13 protein-coding genes are annotated in these 17,157 nt (G+C 44.1%); 7 read left to right on the top strand and 6 right to left on the bottom strand.

The window, feature by feature from the left end; genetic code table 11:
* Window positions 1-98: 98 nt before the first annotated feature.
* Complete coding sequence (locus tag F0145_RS13315; RefSeq protein ID WP_223816040.1) at window positions 99-2,093, top strand: glycoside hydrolase family 97 protein; 1,995 nt, start codon at window positions 99-101, stop codon at window positions 2,091-2,093.
* A gap of 78 nt (window positions 2,094-2,171) precedes the next feature.
* Here F0145_RS13315 and F0145_RS13310 read toward each other — a convergent pair whose 3' ends face one another.
* Together F0145_RS13310 and vap15 are read right to left on the bottom strand one after the other, a co-directional pair.
* Window positions 2,172-2,591, bottom strand: a complete 420-nt coding sequence (locus F0145_RS13310; protein WP_150088909.1) for a putative toxin-antitoxin system toxin component, PIN family — start codon at window positions 2,589-2,591, stop codon at window positions 2,172-2,174.
* The gene (gene vap15, locus F0145_RS13305; protein WP_150088908.1) at window positions 2,569-2,805 is read right to left on the bottom strand and encodes a type II toxin-antitoxin system VapB15 family antitoxin; all 237 of its coding nucleotides are present in this window, start codon (window positions 2,803-2,805) and stop codon (window positions 2,569-2,571) included. Before vap15 ends, F0145_RS13310 begins: the two co-directional genes overlap by 23 nt.
* A gap of 276 nt (window positions 2,806-3,081) precedes the next feature.
* Between vap15 and F0145_RS13300 the strand changes: the two genes are divergently transcribed.
* The 3 genes from F0145_RS13300 (at window position 3,082) to F0145_RS13290 (ending at window position 10,080) form a co-directional block, all read left to right on the top strand.
* Entirely contained in the window at window positions 3,082-8,448 is a 5,367-nt protein-coding gene (locus tag F0145_RS13300; protein WP_190277548.1) for an alpha-2-macroglobulin family protein, read from the top strand.
* 380 nt (window positions 8,449-8,828) lie between these two features.
* Window positions 8,829-9,512: a guanitoxin biosynthesis heme-dependent pre-guanitoxin N-hydroxylase GntA gene (gntA, locus tag F0145_RS13295; RefSeq protein WP_150088906.1), complete on the top strand. Its 684-nt coding sequence runs from the start codon at window positions 8,829-8,831 to the stop codon at window positions 9,510-9,512.
* Window positions 9,481-10,080: a DUF1989 domain-containing protein gene (locus F0145_RS13290; RefSeq protein WP_150088905.1), complete on the top strand. Its 600-nt coding sequence runs from the start codon at window positions 9,481-9,483 to the stop codon at window positions 10,078-10,080. The genes gntA and F0145_RS13290 overlap by 32 nt, the downstream gene beginning before the upstream one ends.
* A gap of 114 nt (window positions 10,081-10,194) precedes the next feature.
* Here the strand turns inward: F0145_RS13290 and F0145_RS13285 are convergent, their stop codons facing one another.
* Window positions 10,195-11,271 carry a GNAT family N-acetyltransferase gene (locus F0145_RS13285; RefSeq protein WP_150088904.1) on the bottom strand — a complete coding sequence of 359 codons (1,077 nt, stop codon included), beginning with the start codon at window positions 11,269-11,271 and terminating at the stop codon, window positions 10,195-10,197.
* A gap of 201 nt (window positions 11,272-11,472) precedes the next feature.
* Here F0145_RS13285 and F0145_RS13280 point away from each other — a divergent pair, with 201 nt between their 5' ends.
* Together F0145_RS13280 and F0145_RS13275 are read left to right on the top strand one after the other, a co-directional pair.
* Entirely contained in the window at window positions 11,473-11,883 is a 411-nt protein-coding gene (locus F0145_RS13280; protein WP_150088903.1) for a DUF6157 family protein, read from the top strand.
* A 107-nt stretch (window positions 11,884-11,990) separates the two neighbouring features.
* On the top strand, window positions 11,991-12,368 hold the full coding sequence (locus F0145_RS13275) for a VOC family protein (protein ID WP_150088902.1): 378 nt from the start codon (window positions 11,991-11,993) through the stop codon (window positions 12,366-12,368).
* 32 nt (window positions 12,369-12,400) lie between these two features.
* Here F0145_RS13275 and F0145_RS13270 read toward each other — a convergent pair whose 3' ends face one another.
* The 3 genes from F0145_RS13270 to F0145_RS13260 form a co-directional block, all read right to left on the bottom strand.
* Window positions 12,401-12,964 carry a GAF domain-containing protein gene (locus F0145_RS13270; protein WP_190277547.1) on the bottom strand — a complete coding sequence of 188 codons (564 nt, stop codon included), beginning with the start codon at window positions 12,962-12,964 and terminating at the stop codon, window positions 12,401-12,403.
* 489 nt (window positions 12,965-13,453) lie between these two features.
* Window positions 13,454-13,900 (bottom strand): hypothetical protein, encoded by a 447-nt coding sequence (locus F0145_RS13265; RefSeq protein WP_150088900.1) that lies wholly within the window; start codon window positions 13,898-13,900, stop codon window positions 13,454-13,456.
* A gap of 163 nt (window positions 13,901-14,063) precedes the next feature.
* Window positions 14,064-14,705: a porin family protein gene (locus F0145_RS13260; RefSeq protein ID WP_150088899.1), complete on the bottom strand. Its 642-nt coding sequence runs from the start codon at window positions 14,703-14,705 to the stop codon at window positions 14,064-14,066.
* 376 nt (window positions 14,706-15,081) lie between these two features.
* Between F0145_RS13260 and F0145_RS13255 the strand changes: the two genes are divergently transcribed.
* The gene (locus tag F0145_RS13255) at window positions 15,082-17,085 is read left to right on the top strand and encodes a tetratricopeptide repeat-containing sensor histidine kinase (protein ID WP_150088898.1); all 2,004 of its coding nucleotides are present in this window, start codon (window positions 15,082-15,084) and stop codon (window positions 17,083-17,085) included.
* Window positions 17,086-17,157 lie beyond the last annotated feature (72 nt).

Genomic DNA, 17,157 nt, shown 5'->3' with positions numbered 1-17,157 from the left:
CTAATTCTACAGCACGTTTCTATAATTATTAAAAAATAACCTTTAAGCCCCGATGTACTGGCTGTACCTGGAATAAATTGGCAGGAATAGTAAGTGCGATGACAAAGCTGTTAATTACCGTTTTATTTTTTATTTTGGCCGGCATGATAAAAAAGCCATTATTTCTGTTGCTTCCCCCATATAATGCTGCCCGGTTTATTGGCTCTCAAATTATTTGCCTGTGGCTAATCTTATTTTTACCCCAAATTAATTTTGCGCAAACCGCCGCTCCAACAGCCGAAATAAAATCGCCGGATGGCAAGCTGGTGGCAACTTTTTCCTTGCCCCAAACCGCCGATAAAAATGGCTTAGTCTATTCTTTAACTTACGCCGGGAAAGCCGTAATAAATAATAGCAAGTTGCAATTGCAGCTAAAAAATATGCCCCGGGTTATGCAAGATCTGCAAATAATAAAAACCCATACGGCTGCGCATGATACTACCTGGATACCCGTTTACGGCGAACAAAATATAATCCGGGATTACTACCGCGAACTGGTGCTGGATGTGAAGCCTACTGCTGAGCAAAACCGCTATTTTCAGGTAGTGGTGCGGGCCTATAACGAAGGGCTGGCCTTTTGTTACCGTTTTCCGGAGCAACTCGCCTGGCAAAATATTCACATCACCGGCGAAGCAACCCAATTTGTTTTACCAGCCGGCACCCAAGCTTATACGGCTACGCACTCCCAGGCCGAATATAAACTACAACCTTTAGAAAAGTGGCAGGAAACCACCGAACGGCCGCTTACCCTGGTGTTACCGAATAAATTATATGCCAGCGTAGGCGAAGCTGCCATGGTAAACTATGCCCGCATGAAACTGGCCTTGCAAGCCCCCAATGTACTGGTAAGCGAACTGGACGATACGGTACTCGAAACCACTCCTTTTGCTACGCCCTGGCGGGTAATTATGGTAGCCGAAAAAGCAACTGATTTACTCCAAAATAACGCTATATTTCTGAATCTGAATCTACCATCCCAACTAAAAAATACCAGTTGGCTTAAACCAGGTAAAGTAATTCGCGAAACAACACTCTCTACCGCTGGGGCTAAATCTCTCGTGGATTTTGCCGTACAGCAAGGCCTGGACTATATTCATTTTGATGCCGGCTGGTACGGCCACGAAAACGAAATAGCTTCGGATGCTACCAAGGTAAACGTAGACCCGCGCCGCAACCCTAACAACGACCTGGATTTACAGGAAGCCATCCGCTACGCCAAAAGCAAAAATATCGGGGTTTTCCTGTACGTGAACCACCGGGCGCTGGAACGGCAACTAGACGCTATTTTGCCTTTGTACAAAAGCTGGGGCGTAGCGGGCATTAAATTCGGTTTTGTGCATACCGGCTCCCACCGCTGGACTACCTGGTTGCACGATGCCGTAAAAAAATGCGCCGAGTACAATTTAATGGTTAATATTCACGACGATTACCGCCCAACTGGTTTCAGCCGCACTTATCCCAACCTCATGACGCAGGAAGGCATTCGGGGTAACGAAGAATTTCCGGACGCCACGCATAATACTATTTTACCTTTTACCCGCTTCCTGGCCGGCCCCGCCGATTATACTTTTTGTTATTTTCAGCGCGAAGAATTTGGCTTTAAAGGGCGGGTACTAAAAACAACACCCACGCACCAGTTGGCTTTACCGGTGGTTTATTTCAGTCCGTTGCAATGGCTGTACTGGTACGATACGCCCAGCCGCTACCAAGGCGAACCCGAACTAACCTTCTGGAAAACCATGCCCACCACCTGGGACGAAACCAAAGTGCTGCAAGGCGAAATCGGGCAATACATAACCGTAGCCCGCCGGAGTGGTGATGAGTGGTACGTTGGCACCATCACCAACAACAGTGCCCGCACCCTGCAAATACCACTAACGTTTCTGGAGAAAGGAAAGAAATATACCGCTGAAATTTACGAAGACGGCGGCGCAGCAATTAAAACCCGTACGCACGTAAAAGGCACCAGGCAGGTAGTAAATAATAAGAACAGTATAAAGGCAGTTCTGAAAGCTAGCGGCGGTCAGGCTATCCGGTTGGTGCCGGTGAAATAATAACTTTCCTCAATGGAATTTATTAATCCTGAATAATCTAGATTTTGACTCCTGAAATAGCATACTTAGAGCTGGACTTTACTGTAGAACTTCTTCGAATTTCTTAGGTGTTAAAATTATGGCTGTTCCGAATTTGCCTAAATCTAGTAAGTCATTATCGCCAGTAACTAAGTAATCTGCTTTCGAACGGTCAATTAAGTCCAGTAGAAAGTTATCCTTTGCATCTCTGCTTAAGCTGTACTTTGGCTTTATTTTATAAACTTTACCAATAGTCACGAGTAGTGATAGTAATTCCTGAACAAGTTCCTGATTGAAGTATTTCTGAAGTTTTGGTCTTTGCGTCACTAATTCTATCTCCATAATCAGCTGTTCTGTCAGAATTATCTGAATAAAGCCTGTAGAGATATACTGCTTTAAGGAGGTTAATCTTTTTCCAATAAGAAAACTAATCCAAATATTGGTATCAAATATTACTTTAATCTTTCTTGGATTTAGCATAAAGTTCCTGTCTTACTAATTCCACCTCTTCGTCGATAAGATCTGGTGACAAGTCTTCAGTACGAAAAGCATTAAGTATTTTAGAAAGTTTAGTGTCAACAGCTTCTTTCTCTAGTTCTTTCGATAATTTAATTTTCTGGCTTTTAGGTAATTGACGAACCAATTCAAGAATTTGCTTAAAGCTTAGTGAAATATTATATGACTCTGTTTTCATTTTTCAACCAACATTTAATCGAATTTACGAAAAATAATGCTTCAGGATTTATACAATTTCCTAAAATAAGTACGTCCTTTGGTTTGTGTCCAAACCTAAATTAGCAATAAATATAGCAGAAATAAAGTATACCTTCTCCACGTTTTAAATCCAGAATATTTCTACATTTAAAACAGCAAATCCGGCCTTTTTACCCTCTCCAACTAAATTATGGATGTCCGTAAACCCTTTTCCGCTACCCTGCTTTTATTAATTTCGCTACTTAGTTTAACCTGTATGATTGCAGGCTGCCGGGGTAAAAGTGACGAACTTCGGGTAGAACATAAAAACTTTACCGAAGAGATTGAACAAGAGCAAAACCTGGTTTTTACCTTCGATAAAGCCTTGGTGTCGGAAGCGCGTTTACAAGAATGGGATACAATAAACTATCTGAACTTTACGCCCGTGGTAAAAGGCCGGTATAAATGGACCGCCCCGAACGAACTGGTTTTCTCACCGCTGCAGCCTTTTGCCCCTAGCACCAGTTTTCAGGCCGAACTATCCCCCGAACTCCTGCGGCACAGCGAGAAAAAATATAAAATTGCTACCGATAAGATTTTTCGGTTCCATACGCCGTACCTGAACTTAGCCGATGCCAAAGCTTACTGGACCAAAAGTGATAACAATATTAACCAACTGGAAGCTCGTTTGGGCCTGACTTTTAATTACCCGGTAACTTTAACCGCCTTACAAAATAATTTGCATGTGTACCAGGGTGCTAAAGAAGTACCCGTAGAACTCGTAACGGCAAATGGCAAAAACATTGCGGTTAAGTTAAAAAATGTGGTTAATACCAACCGCGATGCCACGCCCATCCGGGTTAAAATCAGTTCTGGTTTAACTACACCCGGCAGCGCGTACCGCACCAACCAAGTACTGGAGCAAGAAATATTACTGCCTAGCCGGCAATATTTGCAGGTATCGGAAGTAACGGCCAGCGTGGTGGAGGGGCAGGAACAGATTTTTGTGGCTACTACCCAACCCGTGCGCATGGATAATTTGTACGAACAGATAAAATTAGAACCGCGGGTAAGTTTTAGCCTGGAAGAACAGGAAGGCGGTTTTGTGTTGAAAGGCGCTATTCCGCAGGCCAATACCTACACCCTAACCATCTCTAAAAACCTGACCGGCCTGGAAGGTGCTAAACTGGGCAAGGATTACACCCATTCGGTTTCGTTTGCGGCGGTGCGGGCGGGCATCAGTTTTGTAAATAGTAAAAGCATTTATCTGAGCAGCCAGGGTGCCCGAAATATTGCCCTGAACGTAGTTGAGGTGCCGCGCCTGAAAGTAAGCATTGGCCGGGTTTACGAAAACAATATTTTGCGGGTATTGCGCGAAGGCAAGCAGTACAACGGCCACTACGACGAAGAAGCCGACGAATACAACGAGTGGAGCTATTACCCGGTAGACGAAACCAACGGCAACACTATTTTTGAGCGCGAGTACGACACCAAAAGTCTGCAAAAACAAGGCAACGCCTACTTCCTGAATTTAAGCCTGAACGACCTGGATTTCGACAGCGAATTCAAAGGCTTGTACGTACTCACGGTTACCAGCACCGATAAAAAATGGCTCGGCGATTCTAAAATTATTTCGGTTTCGGATATTGGTTTAATTGCGAAGCAGGGCCGGAACGAGGTGCTGGTATTTGCGAACTCTATCCGGGATGCCAAAGTACAATCTAATGTTGAGGTGCGGTTTATCAGTACCAGCAACCAGGTAATTTATAAAACCACCACCAACCAGGACGGCGTAGCTCGCTTTACCGACATAGACAAAACGGCTCCCGATTTTAAGGTAGGCATGATTACTGCGCGGCTGGGCCAGGATTTTACGTATTTGCCTTACAGCCAGACCCAGGTAAATACCTCGCGGTTTGAAGTGGGCGGCAAGCGCCTGAACAGTATTCCGTACGATGCTTTCATTTACGGCGACCGCAACCTGTACCGCCCCGGCGATGTGGTGCATGTAAATACCGTTATCCGGACACCGGAGTGGAAAACCGTAGCAGGGTTGCCGGTTAAAATAAAAATGCTGCTGCCTACCGGCAAAGAATTCCGGAGCCTGAAAGGTAAACTAAACGCCCAGGGTGCTTGCGAATTTACGTTCGAGCTGCCCACGACTACCGTAACCGGTACTTATACTTTAGAGGTTTATTCGGGCAACGATGTGCTGCTAAACAGTAGTAAAATTGGCGTGGAAGAGTTTATGCCCGACCGCCTGAAAGTAACGCCTACCCTCAACAAGACCATTTTTAAAGCCCCGGATAGTTTAGTAGCCAGCTTTACAGCGTATAATTTATTTGGTCCGCCGGCGGTTGGTCGTAATTACGAACTGCAGCTTAGCCTGAAAAAGAAGGTTTTTGAACCGAAAAATCACCCTGATTATACCTTTGATATTGTAACGGCCGGATCGGTAGATATTCAGAATAGCGTACGCCAGGGCCAAACGGATGCGCAGGGGCAGGGCCGGGAAACGTTTGTCCTTACCGGCTACCAGGATATTGGTCTGCTGGATGGCGCTGTGTACACCACGGTTTTCGATGAAACCGGCCGACCGGTAAACCGCCTGAGCAAGTTCGAGGTGAGCACGCAGGCCGCTTTTTACGGCATTAAAAATTTTGATGAATACGTGAGTACCCGGCAAGCCATGCGCATTCCGTTGCTGGCGGTTAATCAAAGCGGTAAACCCATCACTGCTCCGGTACGGGTGCAACTGGTGCGGTTTACCTACGAATCTGTCATTGAGCGGTCCGTGGAGCGGTACGGTTACAAATCGCAGCGCAAGGAAAACATTATCAGCAGCAAAATTTTAACTATTCCGGCCAGCGGCACCACCTTTAATTTTACGCCGGTTTCTTCCGGCGAATACGAAATTAGGGTAATGCGGCCGGGCGCTTTTAACTACGTGGCCCAAAAGTTCTACGCCTACGGCTGGGGCGATACCGAAAGTACCTCGTTTGAAGTAAACAACGAAGGTGAAGTAGATATTTCGCTGGATAAAACGTCGTATGAAGTCGGGGAAGAAGCCAAAATATTATTTAAAGCGCCTTTTGCCGGCAAAATATTGGTAACCGTAGAGCGCGACGGCGTAATGAGTTATCATTACCTTCAAACCGATAAGAAAGCCGCTTCGCTCACGCTACCCATTAAAGACGAATATTTACCCACGATGTACATTACGGCCACGGCGCTGCGGCAAATAAAAGACAATACCTTGCCGCTTACCATTGCCCGGGGCTTTGTACCACTATCGGTTACGAAAAAGAATACAGAATTGGAGGTTGCTATTACCGCGCCGGAGGTATCGCGCTCGAAACGGGTGCAGCCGGTAAGTGTGCAGACCGCGCCCGGTGCTGAAGTAACTTTGGCCGTAGTAGACGAAGGCATTCTGCAACTGAAAGACTATTTAACGCCCGACCCGCACGGCTATTTTTACCAGAAACGCGCCCTGGAAGTAAACGCCTACGATTTATACCCCTTCCTGTTCCCGGAGCTTACCGGCCGCCGCTCCAGTTTTGGCGGCGACGGTTTCGATTTGGCCAAACGCATTAATCCGCTTACTTCTAAACGGGTAAAGCTGGTTTCGGTGTGGAGCGGCCACCTGAAAGCGAATAACAACGGCGAAGCAAAAGTAAACGTGACAATTCCGGAGTTTTCGGGCGCTTTGCGCATCATGGCCGTGGCTTACAAAGAAAATGCTTTTGGCTCCGCCGATAAAATTATGCGCGTTTCGGACCCGGTGGTTATCAGTACAGCCTTGCCGCGGTTTGTGAGCCCGAAAGATACCTTGTTGGTGCCGGTAACCCTCAGTAATACCACTGCTAAAAATGCTACCGCCAACAGTAATATTACCACCACCGGTCCGTTGCGGGTAGTGGGTGCGGCGGGTCAATCGGCAACGCTTAAGCCCAATAGCGAAGCCCAGGTGGTATATAAATTAGTAGCCAGTGCGGGCATTGGGCAGGCATCCGTAACGGTAGGCGTAAATGCGCTCGGCGAAAAATTCAGTAACCAGACCGATATTACCGTGCGGCCTATTGCGCCTTTAACTAAACTCACCGGCGCTGGTTCTTTAAAGGATGGGGCCAATGCAGTTATCAGCCCGGCGCACGATTTTATTCCGGCTTCAACCGCTTCACGTTTGGTAGTAAGCAGTTCGCCGATTGCCCAGTTCACCGACGATATTACTTTTTTGCTGCAATACCCGCACGGTTGCCTGGAACAAACCATTTCCAAAGCTTTCCCGCTCCTATATTATTCCGATTTAGCCAAATCGCTGCAGCAGGACCGGAATGCCCGCACGTACAACCCCAATTATTTAGTACAAGAAGCCATTATTAAAATAGAAGCCATGCAACAGTACGACGGCGGTTTTACCTATTGGCCCGGCGGCACTGATACCGATTGGTGGACCAGCGCCTACGCCAGTCATTTCCTGCTCGAAGCCCGCAAAGCTGGTTACCCCGTAAACAACGCCGTGCTGGATAAAGCCCTGACTTACCTGCAGCGCAAAGTAAAAACCAAGGGCATGGAAGAATACCGTTTCTACAACGCTAGTCGGCAGGTACAAAGCAAATTTATTGCCGCCCACGAAAATACGTATTCGCTTTACGTGCTCAGCCTGGCCCAACAACCCGACTGGGCTACCATGAACTACTACAAAGCCAAACCCGAACTGCTCTCGTTGAATGCCCGGTATTTGCTCGCCAGTACTTACGCCCTTTCGGGCCGCCGCGAAAGTTTTAACCAACTATTGCCCCGCAGCTTTACCGGCGAAAGTGCCTTACGTGCCCTCAACGGCAGCTTTTACTCGGTTACCCGCGATATGGCGCTTTCCCTAAACAGTTTGCTTGAAGCCGACCCGGATAACGCACAAATTGGCACGCTGGCCCGGCATTTATCGCAGGAATTGCGTTCTACGCGCTGGTACAACACCCAGGAACGGGCTTTTGCCCTCATGGCTTTGGGTAAAATGGCCCGCCGCAGCCAAGGTAACCTTACCGCCAAAATTACTCAAAGCGGCAAAAATATTGGCTCCTTCTCGGGCAAAGATGTTTCGCTGGCGAATAAACTCAATAGAGGCAGTATAAATATTCAGACCAGCGGCAAAGGCACGCTGTATTATTTCTGGGAAGTGGAAGGCATTAGCCAGAGCGGCAGTTATAAGCCCGAAGATAATTTCCTGCAGGTACGCCGAACCTTTCTCGACCGCAATGGCCGCGAAATCCAGAACAACACCGTTAAGCAAAACGATTTGGTGGTGGTACGCATTGCGCTGCAATCGCTCGACGGCCGCAACGTGCCCAATGTAGCTATTACCGATTTGCTACCCGCCGGCTTCGAAATTGAGAACCCGCGCCTGCTAACCGAACGTGAATTTAACTGGCTGAACGACCAGAAGCCTGACGTACCCGACTACACCGATATTCGCGACGACCGCATTAACCTCTACGCCACTGCCCGCCCCAAACCCCAATATTTCTACTACCAGGTCCGCGCCGTTACCCAAGGCAATTTCCAGTTAGGCCCCGTTGGTGCCGATGCTATGTATAATGCGGAGTATCATTCGTATGGTGGGGGTGGGGTAATGAGGGTGAGGTAGGTTCCTGGTGTTGAACTTCTGCAGGCGTTATTAGCTCTGTTCTGAACCGGGCAACCGCTATTATGTAATACTAGAATCAGTAAAATAGAGCACTATGCTAATAGTTTTTTAAGTATCGGATTTAGGTAAATTTTAAACCAGGAACTTTGCATTTTTATTTGTTAGAAAAAATATGGACCAATACTAATTAAATATTTTTGAAATAAAAGAATATGCGGAAGAAGCAGGATAACAACTAAATAAAGGCTGTAAGGGGTATTTTATCTTTAAACTTAAGTATTTCTACGGCGGCCCACTAGTAATTATTACCCATCTTTAATAACGATATTCATTTACGGTTCGTAAAGGTTTTACTAAGACATAAATAGTACTTAGTAGAGATGGATGCTTGCGATATAATTGAAGAATATAAAGAATACTTATTAAATAAAGATTTCCCTTGCGTAGCAGCGCGGGCGGCTGTGAGCCGGCAACAAATAAAATTTTTAGTGGTAGAGCATTTGGCTTGCCCCAAAGACGATATAGCGATTTTAAATTTTTTATACAGTTTTGTAGATACTTACCGGGCCTCAACGGAATTATTCCATAGCGCGGCGGTTATTTTTAAAGGTCCCGAAATGGCGAATGAAGCCTTGTTTGATACCTTGTTGTGGCAACGATTACAATCTTTAGCCAATTTAGACGCGCAGCAATACGGGTTTGACCAGCGGGTGAACTCCGACCCAAATTCACCGGATTTTAGTTTTAGCTTAAAAGAAGAAGCCTTTTTTATAATTGGGTTGCACCCGGGTAGTAGCCGGCGCGCCCGGCAATTCCGGTATCCAACGTTGGTATTTAATCCGCATGCCCAGTTTGAACAAATGCGGCAAAAAGACCAATACGGCAAAATGCAAAATATTGTACGAAAACGAGATGAAAGTTATGCCGGTTCTATTAACCCGATGCTAAAAGACTTTGGTACCGCATCGGAAGTTTACCAATACAGCGGCCGGCAATACGACCAAAGCTGGCAATGTCCTCTACAAATAAACCATGCAACAGCCAAACATTATACCGCCGCGTAGCGGCGTTTCATTTATCTTACGCCAGGGGCAGCAACTTAAAGTCTATGACATAGAAGGCGAACAGGTTTCGGATTTTATTTGCTATAACCTGCACGATAAAGCCGAGTACCTCTCATCGGGCCGGACCATAGACTACGCCGATACCATATTCCTGACCAAGGGGCACCCATTTTATTCTAACCGGAGCAACGTTATGTTTCATATGGTAGAAGATACCGTAGGCCGCCACGATTTTTTGCTTACGCCCTGCAGTGCCGATACTTTCCGGATTATTTATGGGCATACCCAACCGCACCGCGGCTGCTTTGGTAATTTGTGCGAAGCCTTAAAAGAGTATGGCATCAGGCCGGATGAAATTCCGGTTTGCTTTAATATTTTCATGCACGTGGCCGTTGATGGCGATACCGGTAAAATTGCGGTGCGTCCGCCTAAAAGCAAAGCCGGCGATTATGTAATATTAGAAGCCCACATGGATTTAATTGTGGGCATGACAGCATGTTCGGCAGAAATGTCTAATAATTATGCTTTTAAACCAATTGGTTACGAGATTCTGAATGCAAACGAGTAGCAGAAACAGCACCTGCTGAAACTAACTTTATTTTTTTTGACAAAAAATGAAGGGCACTATTCTGAAAAGCCGCAAAGTTACGGGGCTGGTTGTTAAAGTAAATGCAGCGGAGAGCTAGCTAAAATCAAAAGCCGAAGCATAAATAGGCTGTTTGGGATAGCTTTTTATTTCTTTTTGGGTTATACCTCGGGTTTTAACCATAACCTGGGTGTAAATGCTTTTGTTAAGCGCATGCATCAGGCCGAGGTGACCTAAGCTTTTTAATTGCTGGCGCAAGGGGCAGTTTACATCCAGCATCAGCAACGCCGAGGTGTAGCCGAAATACGCTAATGTACTTTCTAATAAAATTAATAACGCTTTTTCGTGGCCTGGTTTTACATATACAGCTTCTAAGGCTAAAAATTGATGGTTTCGTGGATTAATCAGACGGTTTAGAACGGGTACGTAGGGTAAAACTTGCATCACAATTTTGCCGGTAAGGCCGGGCATATGCACAATGTGCCACGCCACTGGGTTGGCTTGCACGCCGGCTATTATTTCGCCATTTTCTTTTAAAACGAAATAGTTCTGCTCGTAAAATACCCGGTCTAGCTGCACCAAAGTATAATCCTGGTAAGTTGTTTGCAATTGCAAAAGCATATCAGGGTATTTATCTGATGATAGGCGACTAAATCTGGCATCTTGTTGCGGGTAAAGTCGGCTAAAAAGTACGGCTTCTAAAGTCCCGATGGGCTGGTAACCGTCTTTTTTGGAGATGGCCAGCGACCGCTGATTGGATTCTTCGATGTAAGAATAAAAGAAGAAGGGTGGCGTTGTGGTGCGTTCTATATAAGCAATGGCTTCTTTTTTTAACAGGCTGCCGTAGCCCTGGCCTTTATATTGGGGGGCTATGGAAAAGTAGCGGCCGTAAAAGCTAAGGGCTTCGCCGGTTGCAATTTTTACCCGCCGTTGCGAGAGACAGTAAGTACCAATTACCTGCTCGTCTTTTAATAGTTGAAAGAAAAAAGGATTTAGAATGTGGTTAATTTTATTTTCGTGCCCGGTGTGTTGGTAACGGGGACCGTGCGTACCATATACGGTATTTCTTAAAAGGTTAATTATTTCGGGCGTTGGCTCTGGCCCCAACAAAATTTTGATAGCAGCATTGGCATAAATAATTTGGGATAAAGTGGGCGCAAGGCTTGGTTTCATTTTAAAAAGGTTTACTGCCTGTAAGTATAACGGCCTTAACTAAAGGAATAAGAATATTTTATAGGTAAAATTCTGCTGCCTACAGCCTATATTTTTAAGGAATGTTCCGGAGTGGTAATAATAGCTGGTTTTACTTGTTTTAAATTTAGTGTGCTAGCAGCAACAATTTACCTATATTATGGCACTCTTTTATTTTAAAATATGAGCTATACCAACACCTTAATTAAAGTAGCCGTCGATTGTCCGGTAAGTAAAAGCGAAATACCGGTGACTAAAACTAAAAACAAGCCGGTGCATGTTTTCCAGTATGAGTTGCTCACCGCAAAACCTTATACCTACAACCACGAAGAATTAGTTTACCAGGTATTTGTATTGCAAAAGGAAATTCCGGCAGCAACTTTAGAAACCGATGCCGAAAAAATTAGGCAGGAGTTGTTCTCTAAAGGGCATCCTTGTATGCGCGCATCTTCTTTAACCAAGCGGTATGGTTGGGGCGCACATTACAACCAGGAAGGTAAAATTGCCATTTACCCGCTGGAATCAGACGAATATAAAACGCTTTTGGAAGCTGAAAATATTAAAGTTGTACCGGCCATGAAAAGTAAGCGTTAAGTAAAAATATTGCTAATTAATGCTTTCGTTTACATAAGCCGCGGTTCTACCGCCCACAATAAGTTTTTATACCATTAAATGCATTACCAAAACCTCAGCCAATTTCCATGAATATTCCGACCCAATATTTGCCCCTAATGCCTTACTTGATTCTGAATGAAGCCAGTGCTTTTCTGCAGTTTATGAAAACTGTTTTTAATGCCACGGAACAATTACTGGTACCAGCCGATAATAATAAAATAAGGCACGGCGAGTTACGCATTGGCGAGGCGGTTATCATGTTTGCCGATGCGACAGAGCAGTGGCAGGAAAAACCGGCGGGCATGTATGTTTATGTAGCGCAGGTACCGGAAACTTACGCAAAAGCATTGGCGCAGGGCGCTACCAGCTTAATGGAACCTCACACGCAGGAATATGGGTTTACAGCCGGCTTTAAAGATGCTTTTGGCAACGACTGGTGGATTGTAGAGCCCGAAAAAGAATAATTACTTACGCGAGAACTACAACCTTTAAACGCTTAGTTTTTAACCTGTTCCTGTAAATAATTGTTTTCTGCTTCCAGCTTCCTGATTTTTAGTCGCAGCTCTAAATGCGCTACCACCTGGTTTGCCAACGTTCCTAAAGCCATTTTTTGTGGTTCGGTTAGTTCGCGCGGATATTTATCGATTACGCATAAAGTGCCCAGTTTATAGCCATCGGCGTTTACCAGCGGCGATCCGGCATAAAAACGAATATTGGGGTTGCCTAACACGTAGGGGTTTTGGAAAAAACGAATATCCTGAAGCGCATCCGGTATTTCCATAATGTCTTCTTGTTCAATGGCATACTGGCAAAAAGAATGGCAGCGGGGTGTTTCTGCAAGCGACACGCCAATGCGGGCTTTAAACCATTGCCTATCGTGGGTAAGCAAGGTAATAAGCGCAATGGGCGTATCGCAAATGTAGGCGGCTAAGCTCACTAAATCGTCAAATTCCCGCTCGGCGGGTGTATCTAAAATATTATAATCCTGGAGTATCTGCAAGCGTTTCAGTTCAATATCATCTATTGTTACGGAAGTGGCTTTTTCTTCTGAATTGTACACGGTATTTACTTTTATTCTAAGTAGTAATATAATTACAAATATTGGATTAAGATAATTAAAAATGCTTAAATCAGAATTATTCGAACTTTATTAATTTTTTATTGCTATTTATTTGTTCTCTTTAAAGAAAAGAAATAGCAAAGCCATATAAAAATTTAAATAGCGGGTAGCAAAAGAAGATAAAATAATCTGGCAAATAAGCCAATTGCGCTGTTTTGGGCATTAGGTAGCGCTAACAAATACTTCGGAGCCAACGGCACGAATAACATTTTATGCAGTAATGGGCGGAATAAAGGGGGAATCTTAATATACCCTTTTGTGCAAATAAAAAATCAGCTTTAAAGAAAGGGAGTTGTATTTTGAAAAAATATTAAACCAACTCAAGGCACCCCTGCAATAGTAGATTAATTAGCGATAAAAAATAAAGCCTGCCGGCGTTCTGGAAATAATCCGGATACCGGCAGGCTTGTAATATTGCTTAGAAGTTAACTATGCCTTTAAGAATAATTCTTTGGTTGCCTGTTTGGTTTCTTCGTTCAGGTCATGAATCTGGCCCAAAACATCTACTACGGCCATTAAGCCGTTAAACATACGTTCGTCGGGAGTAGTGTTTTTGGGAGCGCTTTCAAACGCCGCTTCTATTAAGGCCAGTTCCTGCCACGAATAACCGGTAGCATCTATTTGTTCTTTGGCGCTGCCGTTGTAAGCCCAGGGGCGCTGCACTTGTTCAGATTTAAACGGCATGGTTACGAAAACTGTAGACCAGGCCAATTGTCGACCAATCCACTTTAAATAAGAATCGTATTTTATTTGCATATTGGCCGCTATTATATTGCCTACTGCACAGGCGCCGCAATTATTATGCACCAGCGTATTATTCAGGTAAGCATTAACCAATATTTTAACGGTTCTGTCGAAAAGCTCTTTATTTTTCATGTTGCGTTAAGCCTTTTTGTTTAAGCATAATCCTGCAACTAGTACAAACAACATTTACATATTGTTCCGTTTGGGGCAGAATAGCCGTGTTGTAAGCAAACCTACGTAAAATTAGTTTTTAGCTAATAGTAGCTACCCTTAACCCAGATTAACTAGGCAAATATTAAACCCGGCCGCGCAAATAATAATTTACGCTAAGGCTCAACGCTTTATTATTTTTCTGATTAGCCTGTCCCGTACGGTTGCCTTGCGCATCAGTTAAATCGGTTATTAATATTTTGCTTAAACCATAAGTATACCGTAAATCCAGCCCCAACTTTGGCGCTAAAGTGTACATTATACCGCCCGATAGGCCTAAGTCAAGCTTTTCGTAATTAGAAATAATATCTAACCTGTTGCGGCGGCCACCAGAGCCGGCATGAACCGGCCCTAAGGCTGCAATCTCCGGACCCAAAAAAGCGGAAAAACTCGGGTTTAACTGATAGCCTAGCAGCAAGGGTAAACTAATGTAATTAAAGCCTACGCGGCCTTCCCGATTGGTTAATTTATCGTGCGATTTATACCCTTTTACACTATAGGCCAGCTCCGTGCGCATGAAAATATTTTCGCTAATAGCTCTTTGGGCAAATAAGCCTAACTGGTAGCCAATGCGGTTTTGGGCGCTAACGTTAAGTAAGTTTTTATACTGCTGATTTAGGGTAATATTGGTAATACTGCCGCCGGCTTTAATACCTACCAAAGTTTGGGCAAATCCAACCGAAATAAACAGAAGTGTTAGTGTGGCTAATGCAAATATTTTTTTCATAGCTAAGATTTTATCGGTACATAAAAATAACTCAGCGCAGGAGTATTTATTTTTTAGAGCAATTAAAATATTATGTGTTTTAAGTATACATAGTGCGGCAGCTATAAATAGTATATTACACTGTTTGCTACTAGTTCTAAATCTTCAACTCATTATAAATAATTATTAGTCATAATTATTAAAGCTACTTGCAATTTTAACGAATTAGTGCAACTTTTTCGTTTTAAGTAAATATAAAATAATTATATTTTAATATTTTAAATGAACTTGAATTAATAAAGTAAAAATTTTGTATAAATTGCTGAATAATAAGTTTGTTTTGCGTTTTTGGTGATTATATTTGTTTCATGCGTTACGGTAAGGTAGTGCTTGTGTTATGAGAAAAATTTTATTTTTGTTAATGTTTATTTGGGCTTCGGTGGCACAAGCACAGCAAGCGAAAACTGATAGTTTGCTGGCCGCTTTAGATAACGCCCAATCCGATTCGGTGAAAGTAGAACTCCAATGTGCTATAAGCAAAGAATATTATTTATCTGATATTGATAAAGGATTAGCTTACGCCAGCGTGGCCGAAGCATTAGCAACAAAAGCCAATTTACTGCCCGGCAAGGCCAAAGCCCTGAACCTGATTGGCTACGCGCACCTGGTACGCGGCGAGTTTGACCAGGCCATGCAATTGCATTACCAGGCGCTTAATATTGGTGAGAAAACTGCCGATACCGCCATCCTGATTACCGCTTATAATAGTTTGGGTAGCCTGTACCATAAAACCAAAGACCCCAAACGGGCAGTTTCTAATTATAACAGATCGTTGTGGCTGGCCCAGGCAACCCACGACCAGGTAGGCATTAGCAAAGTTTATAACAACCTGGGCAATATTTACGAAGAAGAAAAACAGTATACCAAGGCTTTAGCCTATTTTAATAAGGCGGCGCAGATACAAGAAAAATTAAATAACAAGCGCAGCCTGATTATTAGTTTGCAGAACATAGGCACAGTATACCTGAACTTGCCTAAACCCGAACAAGGGTTGCCTTATTTATTCAGGTCTTTAAAATTAGCCGATGAAATAGGGAATAAAATAGGCAAACCAGGTGTGCTGAAAAGCATCGCCCAAATTTATCAGACCATTGGCAATAACGCCAAAGCATTGCAATACGCCCAGCAAAGTTATGACTGGGCTTTAGAAACCAAATCTAGTAAGAAAATTGCCGCTTCGGCCGAGTTGCTCCAAACCTTATTTGTTGCGAATAAAAATTACGCCCAAGCCCATAAATATTTAACTGTTTTTGTAGAACACGACAACCAACTGGATTTAGAAAGCCAGAAAAGAACCGCCGCCGAACTGGCTACGCGCTACGAAACCGAAAAAAAAGAAATCGAAAATATAAACCTGAAAGCCGAACAGAGACGGCAGGCGCATGAAATTAAACAACAGCAAATAACCTTGCTATTTGGGGTGATTTTGGTAGCCATTATGTTGTTTTTACTTTTGTTATTTTACCGGAGCCGTATACGCCTGAAAGCAGCGTCTTTAAAGCTACAGGAAGCTAACCGCTTGTTGCAGAGCCAGCATACCGAAATAAGTCGTCAGAAAAACGCGTTGGCCGATCAAACCCTGAAATTACAGGAACAGAACGAGCAACTGGAAAAACATCATCAATTTAAGAATAAAATATTCTCGATTATCTCCCACGATTTACGAACCCCGTTTGGTTCTATTAAAGGCGTGCTCGATTTGGTACAAAGCCACCACCTGCCGGCCGAAGAAGTGCAGCCCGTTTTTAAGTTACTCAGCAAAGATGTAGACTTAACCATGAACATGCTGCATAACCTGCTAATTTGGTCGCGGGCCCAGATAGCGGAAAAAAATATAGCGTTGCAGCCAATAAATTTGCAGCAACTGGCCCAGGAAAATATTGAGTTGGCTGCTTCACAAGCCAAGCAGAAAAACATCAGTATCGTAAATAAGGTAGATGAGCAAGCCGTAGCCCTGGCCGATAAAGAGCAACTGAATTTTGTGTTGCGCAACCTGCTGATGAATGCCGTTAAGTTTACTTTTGAAGGCGGCGAGATAAAGGTATCGGCGGGTGAAGCAACCGACGATAATATAACTTTAGTGGTAAGCGATAACGGTAAAGGAATTTCGCAGGCCAACTTAACCAAATTGTTTACGAAAGATCGCTTTACCACCCTGGGCACTGCCCGCGAAAAAGGTACCGGTTTAGGGCTTATGCTCAGTAAAGAATTTATAGAAAGTTTGCAGGGAACTCTGGTAATTAAAAGTACCGAAGGAGTTGGTAGTACGTTTGTGGTTACGCTGCCCAGGGCGGTTACAGTACCTTTGCCGGAACCAAAATTAACCATGCAGGTAGCGTAGTTGGTGCTTGGTTGGGTCTTAAACAGCAACGCCTCCCCAAATTTAGTTCTTGGGGAGGCGTTGCTGTTATTT

Source organism: Adhaeribacter rhizoryzae (assembly GCF_008629685.1).
Classification (GTDB): domain Bacteria; phylum Bacteroidota; class Bacteroidia; order Cytophagales; family Hymenobacteraceae; genus Adhaeribacter; species Adhaeribacter rhizoryzae.
Note: the sequence above shows the minus strand (reverse complement) of the source record. Positions and strands in the feature narration are given on the sequence as shown.